Origin of the sequence: Nostoc sp. C110, assembly GCF_043099725.1 — a bacterium.
Classification (GTDB): domain Bacteria; phylum Cyanobacteriota; class Cyanobacteriia; order Cyanobacteriales; family Nostocaceae; genus Nostoc; species Nostoc muscorum_A.
The window spans coordinates 1,686,914-1,708,296 of sequence record NZ_CP171148.1 but is presented as its reverse complement, the minus strand read 5'-3'; the positions used below and the strand labels follow the sequence as shown (position 1 = coordinate 1,708,296).

16 protein-coding genes and 2 pseudogenes are annotated in these 21,383 nt (G+C 41.5%); 7 read left to right on the top strand and 11 right to left on the bottom strand.

Annotated elements, in window-relative coordinates; all coding sequences use genetic code 11:
* The first annotated feature begins 127 nt into the window (after positions 1-127).
* Entirely contained in the window at positions 128-838 is a 711-nt protein-coding gene (locus ACFFRD_RS12955) for a GDYXXLXY domain-containing protein (RefSeq protein ID WP_114085365.1), read from the top strand.
* A 207-nt stretch (positions 839-1,045) separates the two neighbouring features.
* Here ACFFRD_RS12955 and ACFFRD_RS12950 read toward each other — a convergent pair whose 3' ends face one another.
* A complete protein-coding gene (locus tag ACFFRD_RS12950; RefSeq protein WP_041566493.1) occupies positions 1,046-1,462 on the bottom strand; it encodes a universal stress protein in 417 nt (138 codons plus the stop codon).
* 89 nt (positions 1,463-1,551) lie between these two features.
* On the opposite strand from ACFFRD_RS12950, the gene ACFFRD_RS12945 reads away from it, so the two are divergent.
* Positions 1,552-2,754, top strand: a complete 1,203-nt coding sequence (locus tag ACFFRD_RS12945; RefSeq protein WP_114085366.1) for a phosphoglycerate kinase — start codon at positions 1,552-1,554, stop codon at positions 2,752-2,754.
* A gap of 379 nt (positions 2,755-3,133) precedes the next feature.
* Here ACFFRD_RS12945 and ACFFRD_RS12940 read toward each other — a convergent pair whose 3' ends face one another.
* Together ACFFRD_RS12940 and ACFFRD_RS12935 are read right to left on the bottom strand one after the other, a co-directional pair.
* The gene (locus tag ACFFRD_RS12940) at positions 3,134-5,581 is read right to left on the bottom strand and encodes a filamentous hemagglutinin N-terminal domain-containing protein (protein ID WP_392481863.1); all 2,448 of its coding nucleotides are present in this window, start codon (positions 5,579-5,581) and stop codon (positions 3,134-3,136) included.
* 375 nt (positions 5,582-5,956) lie between these two features.
* Positions 5,957-7,271, bottom strand: a pseudogene (locus tag ACFFRD_RS12935) (ABC transporter ATP-binding protein).
* A 167-nt stretch (positions 7,272-7,438) separates the two neighbouring features.
* Between ACFFRD_RS12935 and ACFFRD_RS12930 the strand changes: the two are divergent.
* Together ACFFRD_RS12930 and ACFFRD_RS12925 are read left to right on the top strand one after the other, a co-directional pair.
* Positions 7,439-8,695 (top strand): FAD-dependent oxidoreductase, encoded by a 1,257-nt coding sequence (locus ACFFRD_RS12930; protein ID WP_392481862.1) that lies wholly within the window; start codon positions 7,439-7,441, stop codon positions 8,693-8,695.
* 399 nt (positions 8,696-9,094) lie between these two features.
* Positions 9,095-9,667 (top strand): single-stranded DNA-binding protein, encoded by a 573-nt coding sequence (locus tag ACFFRD_RS12925; protein ID WP_392481861.1) that lies wholly within the window; start codon positions 9,095-9,097, stop codon positions 9,665-9,667.
* 205 nt (positions 9,668-9,872) lie between these two features.
* Here the strand turns inward: ACFFRD_RS12925 and ACFFRD_RS12920 are convergent, their stop codons facing one another.
* From ACFFRD_RS12920 to ACFFRD_RS12910, 3 genes are all read right to left on the bottom strand, one after another.
* A complete protein-coding gene (locus tag ACFFRD_RS12920; RefSeq protein ID WP_392483061.1) occupies positions 9,873-10,154 on the bottom strand; it encodes a type II toxin-antitoxin system YafQ family toxin in 282 nt (93 codons plus the stop codon).
* Entirely contained in the window at positions 10,135-10,365 is a 231-nt protein-coding gene (locus ACFFRD_RS12915) for a hypothetical protein (protein ID WP_392481860.1), read from the bottom strand. The genes ACFFRD_RS12920 and ACFFRD_RS12915 overlap by 20 nt, the downstream gene beginning before the upstream one ends.
* A 78-nt stretch (positions 10,366-10,443) precedes the next feature.
* Positions 10,444-10,605 carry a hypothetical protein gene (locus tag ACFFRD_RS12910; RefSeq protein WP_392481859.1) on the bottom strand — a complete coding sequence of 54 codons (162 nt, stop codon included), beginning with the start codon at positions 10,603-10,605 and terminating at the stop codon, positions 10,444-10,446.
* Between the two features lie 133 nt (positions 10,606-10,738).
* Between ACFFRD_RS12910 and ACFFRD_RS12905 the strand changes: the two genes are divergently transcribed.
* Positions 10,739-12,604 (top strand): ABC transporter ATP-binding protein, encoded by a 1,866-nt coding sequence (locus ACFFRD_RS12905; RefSeq protein ID WP_392481858.1) that lies wholly within the window; start codon positions 10,739-10,741, stop codon positions 12,602-12,604.
* A 190-nt stretch (positions 12,605-12,794) separates the two neighbouring features.
* Here the strand turns inward: ACFFRD_RS12905 and ureG are convergent, their stop codons facing one another.
* The 3 genes from ureG to ureE all read right to left on the bottom strand — a co-directional run bounded on the left by ureG (position 12,795) and on the right by ureE (position 14,587).
* Positions 12,795-13,391, bottom strand: a complete 597-nt coding sequence (ureG, locus tag ACFFRD_RS12900) for an urease accessory protein UreG (RefSeq protein ID WP_392483060.1) — start codon at positions 13,389-13,391, stop codon at positions 12,795-12,797.
* Positions 13,392-13,473: 82 nt separating this feature from the next.
* Positions 13,474-14,166 carry an urease accessory protein UreF gene (locus ACFFRD_RS12895; protein WP_392481857.1) on the bottom strand — a complete coding sequence of 231 codons (693 nt, stop codon included), beginning with the start codon at positions 14,164-14,166 and terminating at the stop codon, positions 13,474-13,476.
* Positions 14,141-14,587 (bottom strand): urease accessory protein UreE, encoded by a 447-nt coding sequence (gene ureE / locus ACFFRD_RS12890; protein WP_392481856.1) that lies wholly within the window; start codon positions 14,585-14,587, stop codon positions 14,141-14,143. The genes ACFFRD_RS12895 and ureE overlap by 26 nt, the downstream gene beginning before the upstream one ends.
* A gap of 854 nt (positions 14,588-15,441) precedes the next feature.
* Here ureE and ACFFRD_RS12885 point away from each other — a divergent pair.
* Both ACFFRD_RS12885 and ACFFRD_RS12880 read left to right on the top strand, forming a co-directional pair.
* Positions 15,442-16,590, top strand: coding sequence for a VOC family protein (locus tag ACFFRD_RS12885; protein WP_392481855.1), 1,149 nt, complete (start codon positions 15,442-15,444; stop codon positions 16,588-16,590).
* A 155-nt stretch (positions 16,591-16,745) separates the two neighbouring features.
* The gene (locus ACFFRD_RS12880) at positions 16,746-18,425 is read left to right on the top strand and encodes an aldehyde dehydrogenase family protein (RefSeq protein WP_392481854.1); all 1,680 of its coding nucleotides are present in this window, start codon (positions 16,746-16,748) and stop codon (positions 18,423-18,425) included.
* Positions 18,426-18,690: 265 nt separating this feature from the next.
* Here the strand turns inward: ACFFRD_RS12880 and ACFFRD_RS12875 are convergent.
* Positions 18,691-19,172, bottom strand: a pseudogene (locus ACFFRD_RS12875) (transposase); the annotation flags it as partial.
* A gap of 395 nt (positions 19,173-19,567) precedes the next feature.
* Entirely contained in the window at positions 19,568-21,331 is a 1,764-nt protein-coding gene (locus tag ACFFRD_RS12870; protein ID WP_392483059.1) for an ATP-binding protein, read from the bottom strand.
* Between the last annotated feature and the right edge of the window lie 52 nt (positions 21,332-21,383).

Here is a 21,383-nt window from a genome sequence, read left to right as displayed (position 1 = left end):
ATTCAGGAATTTCCCCATCATCAACATCTCTATCTCTGTGCGTCAAAATTTTTAAAGTTTCTCTGCGTTAGTCCTAATCTCGTTACTTTTGACCTCCTCAATTCCTCTGCTTTTTAGGACTACGCTCATGACTAATAGTTCTTCTGAATCTAAAAATAAAACCTTGTCTCCCGAAGCCGAGTTCTCCAGTAAGGTGACTTTTCGGGATTACTTGATTGCTACTGAACAAAAATCGAATAAGCCCTTACCTTTTTGGCGGTTACTAGCTCCCCTGGCGCTACAAACAGGGTTAATCATGGCAGTACCAGCCCAAGCCGTTTATACAGATGTGACAGGTAAAACGGTGATTTTGCAAACCGTACCTGTAGACCCGAACAATGTACTAGACGGTAATACCTTAGCGCTAGATTACAACATATCCCGTCCCGCAAATTTGAGGAGATTACCTGGTTGGCAAACAATTGTCAGCAAAGGCCGTGGAAGCGGCAGAAGATTGCCTGAAGGAACCAATATCTACGTGACTTTGCAAGAGCAACTATCCAATGGTAACGGTGTTCCTAGAGCTTGGAGACCGTTACGAGTCAGTAGCGATCGCCCAACATCTCTAAGAGCCAATCAGGTAGCCTTAAAAGGTGTTTATCAAGATGGTTCCGTTAACTACGGCTTGGAAACCTATTACATCCCAGAAAACCAACGCCAGCAGATTAGCAACGATTTGCGAACCCAACGCGCCCGCAGAGGACAAGTACCCCCCATTGTGGTGAAAGCGAAAGTAGATCCACAGGGTAAAGCTGTTCCAGTTAGTATGTGGGTACGCGATCGCAACTATCGCTTTTAAGCTGTTAGGTAAAGTATGTAAACATGGAAGGTTTATTTCCAAAGTTCTGAGCGCCGACTTCCGACGCTCAGAATTTTCTGTTTGTCATTAGACTTTTCCAAAAAAAATGTAGAGACGTAGCACTGCTACGTCTCTACAAAGGTTCTGGATAACGCATAATTAATTTCTGGAGAAGTCTATTGCCTCCTCAACACTGACCACTCACTACTAAGGCACAATCAGCACTGGGCAAGGGGAAAGGTTAATCACGCGAGTTGTCACACTATCATCCGCTCCCTCTTCAGTTAAGCCTAGCCCTCGGCAGCCCATAATAATTAAATCAGCCCCAATTTCATCAGCGACATCGCAGATAGTAAAAGCTGGTTTACCTTGCCTTTCCAGAATTTCGGATTGAATTCCTTGCCCAGAAAATAAAGATTGGGCATTTTCTAGCAGTTTTGCAACTACTTCTGGTGAAACCATCGGATCTGCACTAGGCGCATCTGGAGCATCTGGAGGCGGTTCTTCTACCACAGACAGCAGCACCAAGCGACTGCTGTACTTTTTGACTACGTTGGTAACAACATCAGCAGCTTCCCGCGTTTCCCGGCTTTGATCAATAGGAAATAGTACTGTCTTAAATATCTCTGTCACTTGGGTACCCCTGACTCCGGTAAAATCTTGATGGTTCTACTTTCAAAACAATAACAAAAAGGCAATCAGGAGAGTTTGGTGTGTCCAAAAAAAGTTTAGCAAGTTTATCTTCAGCTGATATATCTGGGAAACGTGCCTTAGTGCGGGTTGACTTTAACGTGCCTGTGGACGATCAAGGCAACATTACCGACGATACTCGCATTCGCGCCGCTCTCCCAACCATCCAAGATTTAACGCAGAAGGGTGCTAAAGTCATTCTCGCAAGTCATTTTGGCCGTCCCAAGGGTGTGGATGACAAATTACGCCTAACTCCCGTTGCCAAGCGTCTCTCTGAGTTACTGGGGCAAGAAGTCATTAAAACTGATGACTCTATTGGCGATGAAGTTGCAGCAAAAGTTGCCGCTTTGCAAAATGGCCAAGTGCTATTACTAGAAAATGTCCGTTTTTACAAAGAAGAAGAGAAAAACGACCCAGAATTTGCGAAAAAGTTGGCTGCCAATGCTGATTTTTATGTAAATGATGCTTTTGGTACTGCACACCGCGCCCATGCTTCTACTGAAGGTGTGACTAAATTCCTCAGCCCTTCTGTGGCTGGATATTTGGTTGAGAAGGAATTGCAATATCTGCAAAACGCTATTGAAAATCCCCAACGTCCTTTGGCGGCAATTATTGGCGGTTCCAAAGTTTCCAGCAAAATTGGTGTAATTGAAACCCTGTTGGAGAAGTGCGACAAGCTGATTATTGGCGGTGGGATGATTTTCACCTTCTATAAAGCCCGTGGTTTGAATGTTGGTAAGTCGTTGGTAGAAGAAGACAAGCTAGAACTAGCGAAATCTTTAGAAGCTAAGGCTAAAGAACGGGGTGTTGCTTTATTGCTGCCTACAGATGTGGTATTGGCAGATAACTTTGCCCCTGATGCCAATTCTCAAACCGTTAGCATTGAGAATATCCCCGATGGTTGGATGGGTTTGGATATTGGGCCAGACTCGGTGAAATTTTTCCAAGAAGCCCTTGCAGATACCAAAACGGTAATTTGGAACGGGCCAATGGGTGTATTTGAGTTTGATAAGTTTGCGGCAGGTACGGAAGCGATCGCTCATACCCTCGCTGAAATCGGTAAAACTGGTACAACAACCATCATTGGCGGTGGTGACTCAGTAGCGGCTGTGGAAAAGGTTGGTTTAGCAGACCAAATGAGCCACATTTCCACCGGCGGCGGCGCTAGCTTGGAGTTGCTTGAAGGCAAAGTATTGCCTGGAATTGCAGCTTTAGATGATGCGTAAGTAAAGAATGGGGAATGGGGAATGGGGAATGGGGAATAAGATTAAAAATACTATTTTCCAATCCCAATCCCCAATGCCCAATCCTCAGTACCCGATCCCCAATCCCCAATCCCTAAATAACCTGAGTTCGGGTTAAACATCTGAAGGTAAAAGCCACTCAAGTTGAAGGCTAGGTTTCTTAGGTTGGTGGCAATAAGCAATTAATCCGCATAGAACATTAACACAAAAATTAACGGGATTACGATGTCTGGAATGTTCAGACATGAAAATTGCACCTATGAAGCCAAACTCAAAAAAAGTTAATTTCATCAAGCTATGTCTATTTTTATACACCGTATTTATTTTCGCCGTACCAGTAAAATTAGTAACATTTAACGAGTTATATTGAACTTTTGGGAATAGCAGCACAGGTTAATGATGGTTGCATAGATGTAGGAGACTGGGCTGCAACGAGTTCAATTTTGCCTTGGGCATTACGTCGCCAAGAAGTAGCTTGGACAAGGACTTCTGGAGATTTTTGTGTTTGGGTTATAACTGCGTTAGTTTTATTTTGGAATGCAGAGACATCACGGGTATCAGACCAAGTGCGATCGCTCATAATTTCTTGTGTGGGATTTTGCGGCACACCACCGCGTCCGGTGGCGACAAAATTACTACCATTGGTATTAGAACAACCACTTGCTATTTGCTGCGATTGATCGGTGACATTGGCTGGCAATTCAACTAAACCAGAATTGGGGTCAACGCCAACGTTATTAACTTGCACCGTTCCATTCACCCCAAATTGCGAACTAGCGGTAATATCACTTTCTGGGGTGAGTTGATTGCGAAACTCTAAGCCAAAGATGCCCTGAGTAGTAATGTTGATATTGCCACCATTACCATTCAAAGCATTGGCAATGATATCGCTGTTTTCAAAACCACCGATAATTGGCGAGTTAATGGTGATGTTGCCACCATTTCCCGTACCTAATGACTCTGTATCTATTTTGCTACCACGACGCATAATCAAAGAGTCTTTTAAATTAATTGTAATATCACCACCTTCTCCAGATTTAGTCGCAGCAGTAATACCACCTTTGCTATCGAGAAAAATCGAATTAGCATTGACTTTTAAGCTGCCAGCATTTCCCATACCATCATTTTTTACTGTCACCTGCGCTCCATTCATGACTCGCAACACAGGTGTGTTAATAGTCACGTTTCCCGATTTTCCTGTTGGTGCAGGAGGAAGCCTTAAAGTTTGACGCAATGATTCATCTAAGAGATTTGCAGAAGAGATAATTAAACTCGGATTGATTGAACCTGGTACAGTTCCATTGACTTCGATAAATTCTCCAGCATTAATCGTTACACTACCCGCATTGCCGCTTGCAGCACCCGAAGAATCGACTCGTCCACCATCACGAATTGTTAATCGATCTGTATTTATGAGTAAATTACCAGCATCACCTTGCCCTAAACTTCCAGCAGTAATTACGCTAGCGACAAAATTACTTGTGATTCCAGTTACTTCAATTGATTTTGTATTGATATTGACATTTCCACCATCTCCAGAAGAGGTCGTAATCGATGAGACTCTCGAACCATCCAAAACGATTAAATCATTTGTAGATAGGGTAACATCCCCAGCCCTTTTAGAACTAAAACTAGTAGTTTCGATATTACTTGTCCGTGTTGGATTTAATGGATCGGCTTCTAACTTAATTGATTCAGATGCCTTGACAATAATATTACTCCCCTGACTATTTATTGCCCTACTGGAAATGCCTTGTCCTCCTGATAATTTCAAGCGTTGGGTCGAAATATTAATATCCCCAGTTAAACCAACTAAGCTTTCGGTATAAATAGCACTATACTCATTCAGGTTTGGATGTAGACCGCTTACTTCTAAGGATTCAACTGCATTAATACTAATACCACCGGATGGTTTTATTCCTTGGTTTTGAATAATCACCTTGGAGCCATTATGTAAGGATATATTTCCTCCTTGTAAGCGAATCGAACCACCACCAGGAGCTAAAGCATCAATAATTGCTTGGTCTAATTTTATATCTCCAAATTTTGATACCTTTTCATAACCAAGTTGCCATCCTTCTGATATGGACTGCAAGTCGATCGCACCTTCTCTGACACTTCCGAGTTCGATATTTCCGGAACTGCTGGAAATTTGACTACCCACCATCGAAATATTGCTACCTAATAAAGTCAGAGTTTTTCCTGGCTTTACTTGTAAGTTAGATTCACTAGTCGCACGCAGAACGGAATTACTCAATCGCTCTAAACCATAACCAGAACCATTAAATTCAATCGCACCTGAATTACTTCCCATTTGCAATCCTATAGGTACACTGACAGTTAATAATGGCGTATTTTGGGGATTAACTGCACTAAACTCAAATCCATCAGCAAATTTGATGCTATTAGCAGTTGTGCCGACAAAAGAACCACCAATATTTAAGCTGGCATTTTGTCCAAAAATAATGCCTGCGGGGTTGAGTAAAAATAAATTAGCATTACCATTAGCGCTGATAGAACCATTAATGTTGGAAATATTACCGCCAGTTACACGACTAAAAATATTTTGAATATCGGTAGCATTATCGAATGATGCAGAGCCATTGCTAAGAATAGAGAATTGACTGAAACTATGAAATAAATTATTGCCGACCCTAGTGCCGCCAGTAATGTTGTAACTATTATTTCCAGACACAGCAGTGCTGAGAGTACTATCGGGTGTGACTTGTGCCTGAACATGGCTGTTACCAATAGCCAAGATGTAGACTGCAACAATTAAACCTAAGTTAGCAAAAGTTACTTTCATCATCCAAACTTCTAATTTATGTACCTTGTGTCTAGTCTTCCCAAGGTGAAGTTTGCTATGGAGGTGGCTGTGTAATGTTATGGTGAGTTTTTTCAGCTTTTATGAACAGCAGCACAAGTTAATGGGGTTGAGTTAGGCATCACCATGCCAATTTTCCCGTTTTGGCACGGTGATACCACATTTCTTTAAAAGCACCGAAGGTAAAGCATTGAGCCACCGATTAGCCAAAGCGCGATCGCTTCTGGTGCGGGAAATAGAATTGGTAAAATTCCAATTAGCTTAACGATTTTTCTTCAAAAATTAGTATATGTTTATCAATTGGCAGATGGTGTACACATATTTCCGTAATTGGCGTTAACTAACTAGATGCGGATACTTTTAAGGAAATATTGCTAACTGGGTTTCCGGGTCAAAAAAGTGAATTTTCTCTGGAGTTAGAGATAACCATAGTTGCTCACCAGGTTGTACAAGACGATCTGGTGGGATTCGCACTTGTAGGGAATTGGCTGTAGTGGCAGGCTGAGAACCCGGTTCGGCAATCTTAACAGCGAGAAAGGAATCGTTGCCAAGATTCTCTACCAAATCTACTTGCACTGGTAGATTTTTGGTAGCAGGCATACTCAAGTTCAAGTGTTCTGGACGAATGCCTAAAATTAGAGTTTTCCCATCGTATTTTTGCAAAGCTTTTCCCCAAACTTCTGGCAGGGTGAAACGCAACTGGGAATGCGTAATCAACTGTGGGGCATGGAATTCTACAGGAATAAAATTCATCGGTGGTGAACCAATGAACTCTGCTACAAAAAGATTGGCAGGGCGGTTGTAAAGTTCTAAAGGAGAAGCAACTTGCTGAATTTTACCCTCAGACATAATCGCAATGCGATCGCCCATTGTCATCGCTTCTGTTTGATCGTGGGTAACGTAAATTGTCGTTGTCCCCAGTTGGCGCTGCAATTTCACAATTTGGGCGCGGGTTTCTGCCCGTAGTTTGGCATCTAAGTTAGAAAGCGGCTCATCCATTAAAAACACTTGGGGGTCACGCGCGATCGCTCTTCCCAATGCAACCCGTTGTCTTTGTCCCCCAGATAGCTGTTTGGGTAAGCGATTCAGCAATGTTTCAATTTGTAACAGTTGGGCAACACTACGCACCTGCTGATCAACCGCCCGTTCTTTCTCAGAAGTGTAGCGCAATCCTTTAGGTAACTTTCTTGTCGCCCCCACGAAGAGATTTTCTGCCCACTTCCGAAGATAGGGGGTATTTTCTCCTTTGCTCCCCTGCTCCTCGTCTCCCCTGCTTCCCCTACGGCGTAATCCAAAAGCGATGTTGTCATACACCGTCATGTGGGGATAGAGGGCGTAATTTTGAAACACCATTGCGATGTCGCGTTCCTTTGGTGGTAGATCATTGATCAAGCGATCACCTACCCAGATATTACCGCCAGTCATCGTTTCTAACCCAGCGATTAACCGTAGCAAGGTACTTTTCCCACAACCAGAAGGGGCCTACCAGCACCATAAACTCGCCATCTGCGATCGTTAAGTTAATCCGCCGCAAGACATTAACACTTCCCGCACGTTCTTGCGCTGCATCAGTTTTCTCCCCAAGCGTGGGGGAAGATTGGTTTTGTGAGGTAACACTTTCACCTTTACGTGAGGAAAAACTTTTATAAACGTTTTCTAAAATAACTTGGGACACAACTAATTATTTGATTGGGAATTGGGAATTGGAGGATAATTACGACTGACTAATGACAGTTTAGCGCCCATAATACACGTTCTCTGTAAATACGAAAAGTTAACAAAATAGTTTGCACCATCAAAAGCAAACTACGCTAGGTTTTAGGGCTGTCAGGAGGTGTTGTTATGACTACCGATCTACCTCAAAATCTTTCCTCAGATCCAAATATTAACCCTGTCCATGACATTGTAGACGTACAAACCACAGATTGTTGCATTGTGGGTGGGGGCCCAGCCGGAGCAGTTTTGGCGCTGTTGTTAGCGCGTCAAGGCATTTCGGTGATGCTGCTGGAAGCACACAAAGACTTCGATCGCGATTTTCGCGGTGATACGATTCATCCGTCGGTGATGGAAATTATGGAAGAATTGGGACTTAGCGATCGCTTGCTAGAACTTCCCCATGCCAAAATGCGCCAAATTAGGTTTAAAACACCTGAAGATACTATCACTTTGGCAGATTTTAGCCACCTAAAAACCCGCTACCCCTACATTACAATGCTTCCCCAGGTGAAATTTCTGGAGTTCATCACCCAAGAAGCACAAAAATATCCTAGTTTCCATCTGGTAATGGGTGCGAATGTGCAAGAATTAATTGCCGAAAATGGCGTAATTCAAGGTGTCCGCTATCGGGGAGGTGGTGGTTGGCATGAAGTCCGGGCAATACTGACAGTGGGTGCAGACGGTCGCCACTCACGTTTACGCCACCTGGGTGAGTTTGAATCCATCGAAACCTCGCCGCCAATGGATATTCTTTGGTTTCGCCTACCGCGCCAGCCAGAAGACCCAGAGGGGGGAATGGGGCGCTTTGGTCAAGGTAAAATCATCGCCATGCTTGACCGTGGTGATGAGTGGCAAGTTGCTTATGTCATCCCCAAGGGAGGCTATCAAAAATTGCGGGCTGAGGGTTTGGAGGAATTAAAAAAATCTGTTGTGGAAGTAGTGCCAGAATTTCAGCAACGCATCCAAAATTTACATGACTGGTCACAAATAGCTTTTCTTTCGGTCGAATCCAGCCGCGTCAAACGCTGGTATCATCCGGGACTGTTACTCATCGGTGATGCGGCTCATATAATGTCCCCTGTGGGTGGAGTTGGGATTAACTACGCGATTCAAGATGCTGTCGTCGCCGCGAATGTACTCAGCAAACCGCTCAAAAACGGACAAGTACAACTTAGCGACCTAGCAAAAGTACAGCGTCAACGCGAGTTGCCCACACGCATCATTCAGGCGTTTCAAACTTTTATCCAAAAGCGGGTATTTGCGCCAGTTCTCACCTCAAATAACACCTTTGTACCACCTGCGTTTTTGCGCTTACCTATCTTGCGCGACCTACCAGCCAGGTTGATCGCCTTTGGTGTTTTCCCCTCTCACGTCAAGACTTAATTTTTGCCAATAATTTTTTCTCTTTCTTAAATTAGTGGTACAATTATACTACTCAATGCAGAATTGAATGCTCAATTTAGTCAAGCGAGAGTGGCGGACGGCATACTTAATGCTGTTCAAAGCGATCGCTTGGCTTTTATGCTAGAAATGACTAAAAAGAATTCAGCACCCAGGAGTCAGGAGTCAGAATTGATAAAGAGTTTAGTATGATTGGTATATTCATTCATCAAGTGTTCTCCTGACTTCTGAATTCTGACTCCTGAATTCTGTTAGAAAATTTGTTCAAATATTATTAAAAAATGCAAACAATTAAACATATCTAGATATTAATTGGCACTACATAGAAAACCCCCACCTTCTCTTCTCAATCAGTACTTTTTGCAGTCAGGAGTAATTTTAATGAACAGCTGCGTTTTGATGGCGGAAATTATTAACGAACCACAACTCCGCTATACAGCCGATAATTTGGGAGTTACGGAAATGCTGGTGCAGTTTCCCAATTCCCTGAAACCAGAAGATCCGCCAGCCACCCTGAAAGTTGTCGGCTGGGGGAATTTAGCGACAGAAATTCAGCAAAACTACCACCAAGGCGATCGCGTCATCTTGGTAGGGCGTTTAGGCATGAATACTGTTCCGATGGAAGGTTTTAAAGAAAAACGCGCTGAATTGACAGTGCAACAAATTCAACCTGTTGGAGGTAGTTTTAATACCGATCCATTGCCTTCGGCAACCGCAACTCCATCATTCGCTGAAACTACTCCACGACAAACACCTTCAGTATCTCGTCCTCCCCAGAAAGAAGTTAACACTTACGAATCACCACGTCCAGCGCCTACTCCGGCTGCAAATCCTGTTGGCGTTGCTCCCCAAGCGACAAGTTACGAACCCGTACCCCAATCTACAAATTATGAGCGGACTACTTATCCAGCAGTGAAAGCGGAAGAACCAGATCCAGATGATATTCCTTTCTAAAGTTGGTAGTTGGGCGTGTATTCAATTTGTTAACCAACATCACAATTAGACAATTTCTACAAATAGCCATCCTTTAGGGTGTGCTATTTTTTTGTCTGTGTTGACGCTTTTTCGTCTTGTCGTGACACATGGCTTTAGCTATCGAACAGTTAGGAATGGATAATTTTAATCTCTAAATTCTAAGTTTCAGCCTCTATTTTGCATCTTAATAGACTTCATCATGGCTACTAATATCAATCAATAAAATAACCATTTCTAACAACTTCTCATCCTCCGAAAAATTAAAGATAATTCTACAATCATAAGCAACAGAACAAGACCACAAAACCGCTAAATTTCCTGTTAACTTATGAGACTTCAAAGAGGGTGTAAATGGATCATCTGCTAAAAGCCTTAATACATTAACAATTTGATTCTTTAATTGCGGGTTTTTCTTTGTAATCTTCCTAAAAGAGCGCTTAAATCCACTACTCCAGACAACTTCCATCATCATCTCCGAGTAAATCAGCGATCAAATCATCAACGCTTCCTCTCTTTGCTGTCCCATCCTTAAAAGACTGCATTACTTCCTGAGCATGAGCCAAAATTTCAACCCGCCGATTCTCAATTCGTTGCTGGCGAAGAAACTCAAATAAATACTCTTTATCTTCTGTGGGCAAACTTTCAATAGAATTAATAATTTCTTGTAAAGTCATCATAGAACCTCCTAATCAAGTAAATCCTACCTTTACTAACTCTATTTTAATCTCTATTTCCATTGCCTCAGCTTCTTAAATTTAGCCAATTTCGGCAAGAATTATGATATGATCCAACCACCGTAGGGGCAAATGTTTCTGGAAAGTAAAAGCAGGATTAGCGTAGGCGTAGGCATCGCCAGGGCAATCATCACTAAACATCATGAGCCGATCGCAATTTGCAGAAATCACAAGCAGTTCCATATCGCAGATGTATGTATATTGTGGAAGTATGTGAGAAACTGCCAAAAAGTGTAAAAATTAAATTTACTCACATATAAATCAAAACTATTGTTAAAATCAAATAATTTTAAGTTAATATTTCTACCCAACTCCTATGAGAGAAACTGTCCTAGAGGTTCGCAATCTCCAAGTTGAATTTCCCGGTGATGGCAACACAGTCAGAGCTTTGGATGGTATATCCTTTGGACTGCATCGAGGTGAAACTCTAGGAATAGTAGGAGAATCGGGGAGTGGTAAATCAGTGACAGCCCTAGCTGTGATGGGTTTGTTGCAAACTCCCGGTTTAGTGACTGGCGGTGAAATCTGGTTTCGTCCGCAGGAGAATGGCAACGCCATCGATTTGGTAAAATTGCCTCCTGAGCAAATGCAGTTACACCGGGGTGGCGACATCGCCATGATTTTTCAAGAACCGATGAGTTCGCTAAATCCGGTTTATAACATTGGGTTTCAGCTAACAGAAGCGATTATGCGGCATCAAAAGGTGTCAGCAGCCCAAGCACGACAAATTGCGATCGCAGGTCTGCAAGAGGTTAAACTTCTACCTAGCGATGAGGAAATACAGCAGCAGTATATCGAAACTTCACCGAAACCAGAGCCATCCAAGTTGGCACAGTTGGTTAAAGAACACAAAGAAGCCATGCTGGAACGATACCCTCATGAACTTTCTGGGGGTCAGTTGCAACGGGTAATGATTGCAATGGCAATTTCTTGCAACCCATTAATTTTAATTGCTGATGAACCAACCACAGCTTTGGATGTGACGGTGCAAGCGACTATTTTGGACTTGTTGCGAGAATTGCAGCAAAGTCGTGACATGGCAATGATTTTCATCACCCACGACTTGGGGCTAATTTCAGAAATTGCTGATGAAGTAGCGGTGATGTATAAAGGTAAAGTTGTCGAATCTGGTATTTCCGATCAAATTTTCAGCAGTCCTCAGCATCCATATACTAAAGGTTTGATCGCTTGTCGCCCCACACTCAACCGTCGTCCCCAAAAATTACTCACTGTTTCTGACTACATGAGTGCAGAAGAGACAGCAACGGGACAAGTAGTAATTCAGCCGAAAGAACCTGCGCTACCTATAGAAGTCACCACCGAAGAGATTGCTGCAAGATTAGCAAACTTCAATGAAAAAGAACCCCTGTTGCAAATCCGCAACCTGAAAGTTGGTTTTCCAGTGCGCGGGGTGTTTGGTGGGACAAAACGCTACAATATGGCAGTTAATGGCGTTTCTTTTGATGTCAAGCCAGGAGAAACACTAGGTTTGGTGGGAGAATCTGGTTGTGGTAAAACCACCCTTGGTAGAACCTTGCTGCGCTTAATTGAACCGATGAGTGGTCAGATTATCTTTGAGAAACAAGATATTACTAGCCTCAAAGGAGAACGGTTGCAAAAACTGCGGCGGGAAATGCAAATAGTCTTCCAAAATCCTTTTAGTTCCCTCGATCCACGGATGAAGGTTGGCGACGCGGTGATGGAACCTTTGTTAATTCACGCCGTTGGGAAGACAAAGCAACAAAGACGGCAACGGGTAGTTGAACTATTAGAACGGGTAGGGTTGAGTGCAGATGCGATGAACCGCTATCCTCATCAGTTTTCTGGCGGTCAACGTCAACGGATTTGCATAGCCCGTTCTTTGGCATTGAATCCTAAGTTTATCATCTGTGATGAATCAGTTTCAGCGTTGGATGTTTCAGTACAGGCGCAGGTATTAAATCTTCTCAAAGAATTACAGTCAGATTTTCAGCTTACTTATATCTTTATTTCTCATGATTTAAGTGTGGTGAAATTTATGAGCGATCGCATTTTAGTCATGAATCGCGGTCAAATTGTTGAAGAAGGCACAGCCGAAAGCATTTACCAAGAACCCAAAGAGGAATACACGCAAAAATTAATTGCTGCAATTCCTACTGGTAGTGCTGAACGAGTGCGAAGTCGTCATCTAAGGGCTTTATAGAAATAGAATTCAGGAGTCAGGGGTCAGGAGTCAGAATGGGCTAAACCTTAGCTATCCGCTAACAGCATGAATTCTGTACGAGTGGCGGATAGCAAGTTAACTAGCGTCTGAATAAACGGTATTTTTGCATCCGCACTAAATATGCAGGTTTAGTTGTCTTGATTCTGAATTCTGACTCCTGAATTCTTTTTCAACAAATATTTTTGCAAACAAAGTTAATTACATCTGCAAGTCCAGACTGAGTTTTTAAATTAGTAAAAATAAAAGGTTTATCGCCGCGCATTTTTTTAGCATCTCGTTCCATCACACTTAAATCTGCACCAACATAAGGCGCTAAATCAGTTTTGTTAATCACCAACAAATCAGACTTGGTAATGCCCGGCCCGCCTTTGCGGGGAATTTTATCACCAGCCGCAACATCAATGACGTAAATTGTTAAATCCACCAATTCTGGACTAAAAGTAGCAGCTAAGTTATCGCCACCACTTTCCAAAAATACCAAATCCAAATCGATAAAACGTTCTTCTAACTGTTCAATTGCCGCCAAATTCATCGAAGCATCTTCACGGATAGCAGTATGAGGACAACCACCAGTCTCTACACCCAAAATGCGATCGCTAGCCAACGCCTGAGAACGCACTAAAAACTGAGCATCCTCCTGAGTATAGATATCATTTGTCACCACCGCAATCTGATACTGCTCACGCAATCCCTTGCATAAAGCATCCAGCAAAGCCGTCTTCCCCGAACCCACCGGCCCAGCAATCCCTACTCGAAATGCGTTTATTGTCATTTGTCCTTTGTAATAATTACGAATTACGTTAGCGTAGCGGTAGCGAGTCCGCGAGCGTCATTACGAATTATTTTGACTAACTCCTAAACAACCTTGTATACTGCGTCTCATGCTGCATACTCGCCAGCGACAAACCCCAACTACAACAAGCGAGTTCATCATCTTCCAACGCGAGAATTTCTAACGCCGCAGTGCTAAATAATGGTTGCAAATCTAGCAACAACTTCTGTCCTGCTGTTTGTCCAAGGGGGATGAGTTTCACGCCAGCAGTAATCAAATTACTTGCCCAACTATGCAGATATCCGAGTAATGCGGCTTGGATGCTAATTTGCCAATGGGCAACGGCAATACCAAAAGCGATCGCATAATTGCAAGGATTACCCACAGCATTGGCAATAGGCATAATCTGCGGTTCTAGTTTACCAAGTAATTGGATCAGCGATCGCCCCATCTGCCAACTAGAGGCACGTAATTCTTCTGTTTCTCTAGCAGCCGATAACCACAGATTCCAACGGCAGAGGGACTCTACATCACCTATTTTTGCAGCTTGCTGCGATCGTACCATCACCGCCGCCTCTAACCGAATTGCCCCGTAGAGCAACTCTGCTTTTAACCAATCTTTGAGATTTGTCTGGTTAGCGATCGTACCATTTTCCACCAACATTTCTAAGCCTTCAGAATAGCTATATGCTCCCACAGGTAAAGCGGGGCTAGCCAACTGTAAAATACTCAAAAGATGACTATCAGTGAGCATGATGGTGTTGTCCATAAGCTCCTAATTCTGGCTGAAACGGTAAAATTTCTTCTTTAACTTCTAACCCCAGTTGTTCTAACATCAAGCGTAAAACCGAATCTGAGGACAAGCGTAAATAAGTTGGAGTAATTTCTACAGGTACATGGCGATTTCCCAGATGATATGCTGCGCGTAGTAATAAAAGTGGTGTTTGGGCAAAGGCAGTCAAAACTAGTTCTGGTTTAGCACTAATTCTGATTAAACTACTATGGATTTCTTCTTGCAGAATATCACCATCGTGTAAAACAGTTCCTCTGGGTAAATGTAAAACTACAACTTTACCATCTTCCGTTTCAAAACGATGACGACTGCGGGTGCGTTCTTCTGCTGTCAGCGCCAGAGTAAAAGTAACTACGGCATCGCCATTAGGTGGTTTAAGTTGGGTAAATGTCAGCATACAGAGTTTTGCCTGAACTTCCGCTTTTAATTATCGGTTCTAATTATTACCTTCCTATTTTCTGTCACCTGCAACCCTTTGATTGACCAAATAATTACTAATTCGTAATTTAAAAGAGTAATTGAATATAGGGATAGGAATTTCGCCATTAAAAATATGTTTTCGCCAGGTTCCAAAGGTTTTTATCTTTTTTGGTTTCTTCATTTCACCCTGCTAGTCTGTCTCAACTGCTGTACTACGATCAAACTCTGGACAAACAATGAATGCAAATCCTATGAATTGCCATAATTCCAAATAAAATAGGCCCTAAGCCACGGCATCTAAACTATATTTAGTAGCAGCATAAAAACTATTATTGGTGATTTTATCAGAAATTTGGTATTTGCTCTCTTCTAAAAAATCATCTTTAGTAGTACAACAGTTTTTCGATGCTGAAACCCTTTTTTCTAGTTAAGTAGTTGCTTGGCTCACTTGGATAATCACCAAGTAGCCAATCAAGAAAATCCTTACACGATAATATTTTTAAACTTAACCAGGTTTTTTGCCCCAATGATTATATACCCTAATTGAAGTGATTTCACTTCATCTTCGTCAAGTTAAGAGACTACTTTGCTGAAATTATTTTACTAATTTTTGCTGCATATTTGTTGTATATCTATTGTCACGACGAATATAGTACCGTTAATATGCTTTCCAGCTAGCTATTAGATTTTAAGAGTTTTTTAAAAGTCTTAATTTCCAAAATCCTCTTATGGAAAGTGGATAATTGAGTAGTTTGTTCAAACAAAGACGAGTAATTGTATCTCTCTCCAGATATACAAAGGTTGTCAAATCCCAAATTATAGTCCTATATAATGGCAAAAAATATGAGCATTAAAAAAAACAGCAATTCTTTGTTTACACAGATAAGACAAATATGTTTAATAACAAATGATTTTGAAAAAACTGTTTCTGGGCTTTCAAAAGAGCTTGGTGTTGGCCCATTTAAATGTTGGGATCATAAACCACCACGTCTTTTTGATATTAAACTTTATGGTAAAGAAGTGTATTTTACAATGAAGTTAGCTATTGCTTGGATTGGTAATACTCAGCTAGAGGTTATTCAACCTTTAGAAGGACAAAATATTTATAAGGAGTATTTTGACACTTATAAAGAAGGTGTTCAACACCTCTTACTTGAGACTGGTAATTTAAATCTAAATAAAGCTGTAAACCGATTGGCTACAGTTGATTATTCCGTAATCCAAGAAAGTAAGCTTAATATTCCTGTGCAAATTGGCTTTCTTAAACTCCCTTCTATTCCTCGTATTTTATCGGATTTATTTATTCCTAAATTTGTATATTTAAATACACAAGATTCTGCGAAAACAGTACTTGAAATACTACAGCTACCACCTTTCTTATCATCTAAGGCAGGTATTAGCATCGTTAAGCCAGACTACTGGATTCCAGCAGAAAATACTAATATTAATACTTCGTTGTCAAATAGTTTTATTGATCAAATTTACAAAATTGGTATTATCACTCATGACCTTGATAAAACAGTTCGTAATTATGTCGAACGTCTAGGAATTGCTCCTTGGAAGATGTACAATCTCCAATCTCCAAGACTATCAGAGACAAAAATACACGGCGAAAATGTGAATTTATCTATGCGAGTAGCAGTCACGTATGTTGGTAATACTTTATTAGAGATTGTGCAACCTTTAGATGGAATAAGCATATACCATGATCTACTTTATAAGCATGGTGAAGGCGTTCATTATATTGGGGTTGCTAGCGAAAAATTAAAATTTTCTGAATTGATAAAACATTTTAATAAATTAGGCTATTCCATTGCGATGGAAGGCAAGCTAGAGAATGCATATCATTTTGCCTATTTGGATACAAAATCTGTAGCTAAGATGATGATCGAAGTGATATCAATTCCAGCAAATCAAATTTCGGTAGCTCTTGAGAATCTTCAACCAGATGAAATTTATCCTAATTTGAATAAGAAATAATTCAGGAGTCATAATTAAAAATTGAATTCCTGCAACTAATCGATAAATAAACGGGTTGTTGAAATCAAGATTTAACTTAATTAATTTTATAAATTAAGTTAAATTTTAAGTTTTCTGAAAAGATTGCACATTAAAAGTAAGATACAAACCTAATCATGAAAAATCTTCCATCTGTTAAAGCTATATCTTTTAAGAATGCTGATGTACTGATTTCTCAACTTTCTAAGCATAAAAAAGCTTGGCTTCAGGTTGAAATTCCAGAACGGATTATCTATTTACGTTATTGCTTAGATGGAGTTCAGAAAGTAGCGGCTAAATGGATCGAGAGAGTCTGTTTAGAAAAGGGAATTGACCCTACTAAATCTTTGGCAGGCGAAGAATGGTTAGCTGGGCCAATGGTTATCGTCCGAAATTTACGGCTACTCATCGAAGCTTTAGAAGCTTTTGGTCAGCCCAAGCCTAAGCGTTGGATTACTCGCCCAGATGGACAAGTGGTAGCTCAAGTACTTCCGGGAAGCTTCATAGATAACATTTTCTGGATGGGTTTTACAGGTGAGGTCTGGATAGAACCCGGTAAACCGACTACTCAAGGATTGAACTATCGAAAAAAGCATGATAAAGGAAGCGTTGCATTGATTTTGGAGGCAGGAAATAATTTGTCTCTTAGCCTAACGGACACTTTATATAAGTTGTTTGTTGAAGATCAAGTTGTGATTATCAAGATAAGTCAGATTAATGAATATGATATTTCTTTCATAGAAGAAGCATTTCGGTCACTGATTGAGGATGGTTTCTTCAAGGTGGTTTATGGTGATGCTGAACTAGGAAGCTACCTTTGTCACCATCCGGAAATTGATACAGTACACATCACGGGATCAGACTGCACTCATGATGCAATTGTTTGGGGAAAGACATTCGAGGAACAATTGCAACGTAAGGCTAGTAATCAACCTTTGCTGAAGAAGCCCATAACTTCAGAACTAGGATGTGTCACTCCTGTTTTGGTAGTTCCCGGTGTCTGGTCTAAGTCCGACCTAATCTTTCAGGCTCGGCATGTGGCAAGTATGGTCACGCATAACGCCAGCTTTAATTGTGATGCAGCAAAAGTGTTAGTGACTGCCAAAGGGTGGAAGCAGCGTGATACTTTTCTGGAGATATTACACCAAGAGTTAGCAGCAATCCCTACTCGTAAAGCATACTACCCAGGAGCTAGAGAAAGATATGAAGCTTTTCTAGACCAATATCCTCAAGCTCAAGCACTTGTCTATGCTGATGAAGAAAGCATACCTTGGACAGTGATTCCTCAAGTACCTCCAAAGACAGGAGAATATGCCCTCAATCATGAAGCATTTTGTGGTTTATTAGCAGAGGTTACTCTAGATGCTGAAGATCCAGGAGAATTTTTAGCCAAAGCCGTAAATTTTGCCAATCAAAAAGTTAAGGGGACACTTTCTTGCGTACTATTAGTGCATCCTAAAACTGAAAAAGCTTATTCTGCCGAGATAGATCGAGCGATCGCCAACTTACGCTACGGTGGTATTGGGGTAAATGTTTGGACGGGAATTATCTATGCTCTAGGGTTAACAACCTGGGGAGCTTTTCCCGGCAACACTCTGACAGATATCGGCTCTGGTCGTGGAGTAGTTCATAATGCTTACATGTTTGATCATCCACAAAAATCTGTTGTTCGCTCCCCATTTCGGATTTATCCCACACCTGCTTGGTTTGTAACACATAAGAACTTACTACAACTTGGTCAACGAGTTACTGCTTTTGAGGCATATCCTACATGGGGTAAACTTTTGGATGTAGTTTTTGCGGCACTAAAGGGATAATAGAGGGATTTCCAAAAAGACAAGAGACAGCAGATATTAAATAATAATAATCGGCGTTGTATAAATGCGAGATGATCTTGCTCGTTTTGTGGGATGGGTCGAAAAGCCATTGGCGTCAAGTTAAGAAAAATAGAGTCTTGTCAAGAGGGGCCTAGTAATTGGCTAAACTCAACACAAGGGTGCTGAGTTTAGTCATGAGTAAACCACGGAAAAAACAAGGGAATCCAGACTTTCGTCATCGTGTAACGGCGCCAGCGCCTGAGAACTTTTCTTTGGGTTTTATTTCTGGGAGTGGTGACGAGCTACTTTTTTCTATCTTGCTCTTGATCACCTGTTCTATTTGAATCGGAAAGGAGTGTCTTTGTTCAACACTTACTAATGATAATGCAAAAAAAGATAGTCCTGATATTGGTTTATTTACTAGGCTAGAAAAAAATCTATCCAATCCATAAGTCTTTTTACCTGCCTTACTGACTACAACTTCATCTCCTGCAAATATACCTCATTTGCACGAAACAAATGCTTGCGAAAAAATAGCCAAAACAACGTAGCCCAAGGTATTACTGTATGAAAGAACCTCAACATTGAAGGGTAACTACCACCAACCCCTGCCCAACGTGATATTCCTAACATCGTGACTCGGCCGCTCATTGCTAACATAGCCAAGGTTATTTGGTTCAACTGCCGCATTGTTGTAGCGTTTATCTGCGGTAGCAGGCATTGTAAGAGTGATAGGATGTCAAACATGGGCGAATTGTAGCTTTTGAGTTGTCGTTTGGGAAGACAACAACTCTACTACAAAGCGCCCTCTCTCTTCATACTCTTGTTTTGGCGAAGGTATTGTTAATGGGACTTGTTAAAGCTGTTCGCAAACGGCATAGGGATAATGCCAAAAGGTCACTTGACATTTGGGAACCAGCCTTAACTTGACGCCAATGGTCGAAAAGCCCGTCCCTTGTATTTCGGAGCACTCATGCTGCCCACCCTACAAGAATCATCCCTTAATTCAGCAACGCCTAATAATCATTACAAGGGTGAGAAAAGAGCATTACTGTGTGATTTTGGGAAAATTGTAGGTTAAGGAATCGAGTGAGCCAAAGTCACGAAAGGAAGTTGCGTGGCAACTTTGCAGGCTTTAGGTACTAGCTAATAGGTAATGTAAACCAGAAGGTTGCCCCTGCATCTAATACACTGTTCACACCAATTTCGCCGCCGTGAGCATTGATGATTTGCTTACATAAATATAAGCCCAATCCCAAACTTACAGAATTGCGGATATTTGCACCCCGAAAGTAAAGGTCAAAAAGCCGATCGCTTTGTTGTTGACTAATGCCTACACCGTTATCACTAACAGTACAATAAATCATCTCACTTTCACGGGTAGCGTTAATTGTCAATAGCAATCCAGGAGGATTGTGTTTGAGAGAATTGACAATTAAATTAGAAAAAACTCGCCATAGTTGGGTGGAATCTGCATTCAATAATGGCAAATCTGCGGATACCAGATTGGTCAGCTTGGCTTGATTTTGTGCTAGTAATGGCTCTAAATCTGCGATCGCAGCTTCGACAACTGTCAGTAATTGTACAGGCTGACGTTGCAAAACCACACCTTGCACTTCGCTAATATGAGCTTCCATCAACGAATTAATTAAGTTTAGTTGGCGATCGCTACTTTGAATCATCCGCTCTAAAATTGAGCGGGAAATCGAAATATTTTCCTCTGGACTTGCAAGCAAGTTTCTCAGCACCATTAAAGTACCCAGTACTGGATTGCGTAAGTCGTGGGAAACTGCATGGAAAAATACTCGTAGTTCTTCTTCAGTTTGTTTGCGCTGGGTAATGTCTTCAATCAAACCTTCGTAATAAAGCAGTTTTCCCTGTTCGTCACGTACTGCGTAGGCTTTTTCCGAAATCCAGACAATACTCCCGTCTCGGCGATAAATTTGGGATTCAAACTCGGAAATGCTGCCATACTTTTCCATCAGGCGCACAAATTCGGCGCGGCGGTTCGGATCAACGTACAATTGCTGAATATCAGTGGAATGTGCTGTTACCTCCTCTGCCAAGGAGTAGCCATAAATATTTGCTAAAGCAGGATTTGCCGTAATATAACGTCCATCGGGACTGCTTTGAAAAATCCCTTCAACAGCGTTTTCAAAAATGGTGCGATATTTAGTTTCTGCAACCTTGAGTTTTTGATATGCAAATTCCAGTTCTTGACGAGCGTAAAACTCAGAACGTTGCAGGCGATCGTATAGATAAACACCAATGTCACATATAGCACAAAACCAAAAAATGTATAAAAGAAATGTCACACTATATATTTCTGGGTGTTCAGGGACTGGTGTCTTTAGCCCAAGCACCGTATTTACACCAAAATAGTAAACTAGTACACCCACTTGAGACAGCAAGTGAACAATCCAGCAGACTGGCATTAATATAGCTTGGCTCAAGAAGAGCAGTGACCAACCAATAGCATCGGGTAGTGCGAAACCTCTCAGGGTGGCAAATAACTGTGATGCGAGACTAATTGCCCAAGAAGACCCCAAAAATAATAAATCTGGACGATTACGACCTAATTTAGTTTTATGTAAGGCAAAGCAGATCAGTATACTCAGGAGCATTGCAATATTGATTACAAGGCGTTGAGTTCTAAGTATTTCTGGCAGACTTTCCAACTCTTTTAAAGAGAACAAAAAGCCGTAAATGTCTCGCAAAGTAAAAGACAACAAACAAATCAGCGCCAGCCATAACCATAAACGCAATCTCTGCCACAAAAAACGGTTACGCCAAGCTCTGTAAAGAGTAGTGGTTTCATCTGTTGTTGGTGCAGAAAAGGTTTTTCTCCACCAGCTTTGCACTGTTGTAAATGGAGTAGCTATTAGCATCCAAGCAACTTTGCCCATACCGTCGAGGGTGTTTCCTTTACTCAACATTGCTATAAATAACACCCTCTCA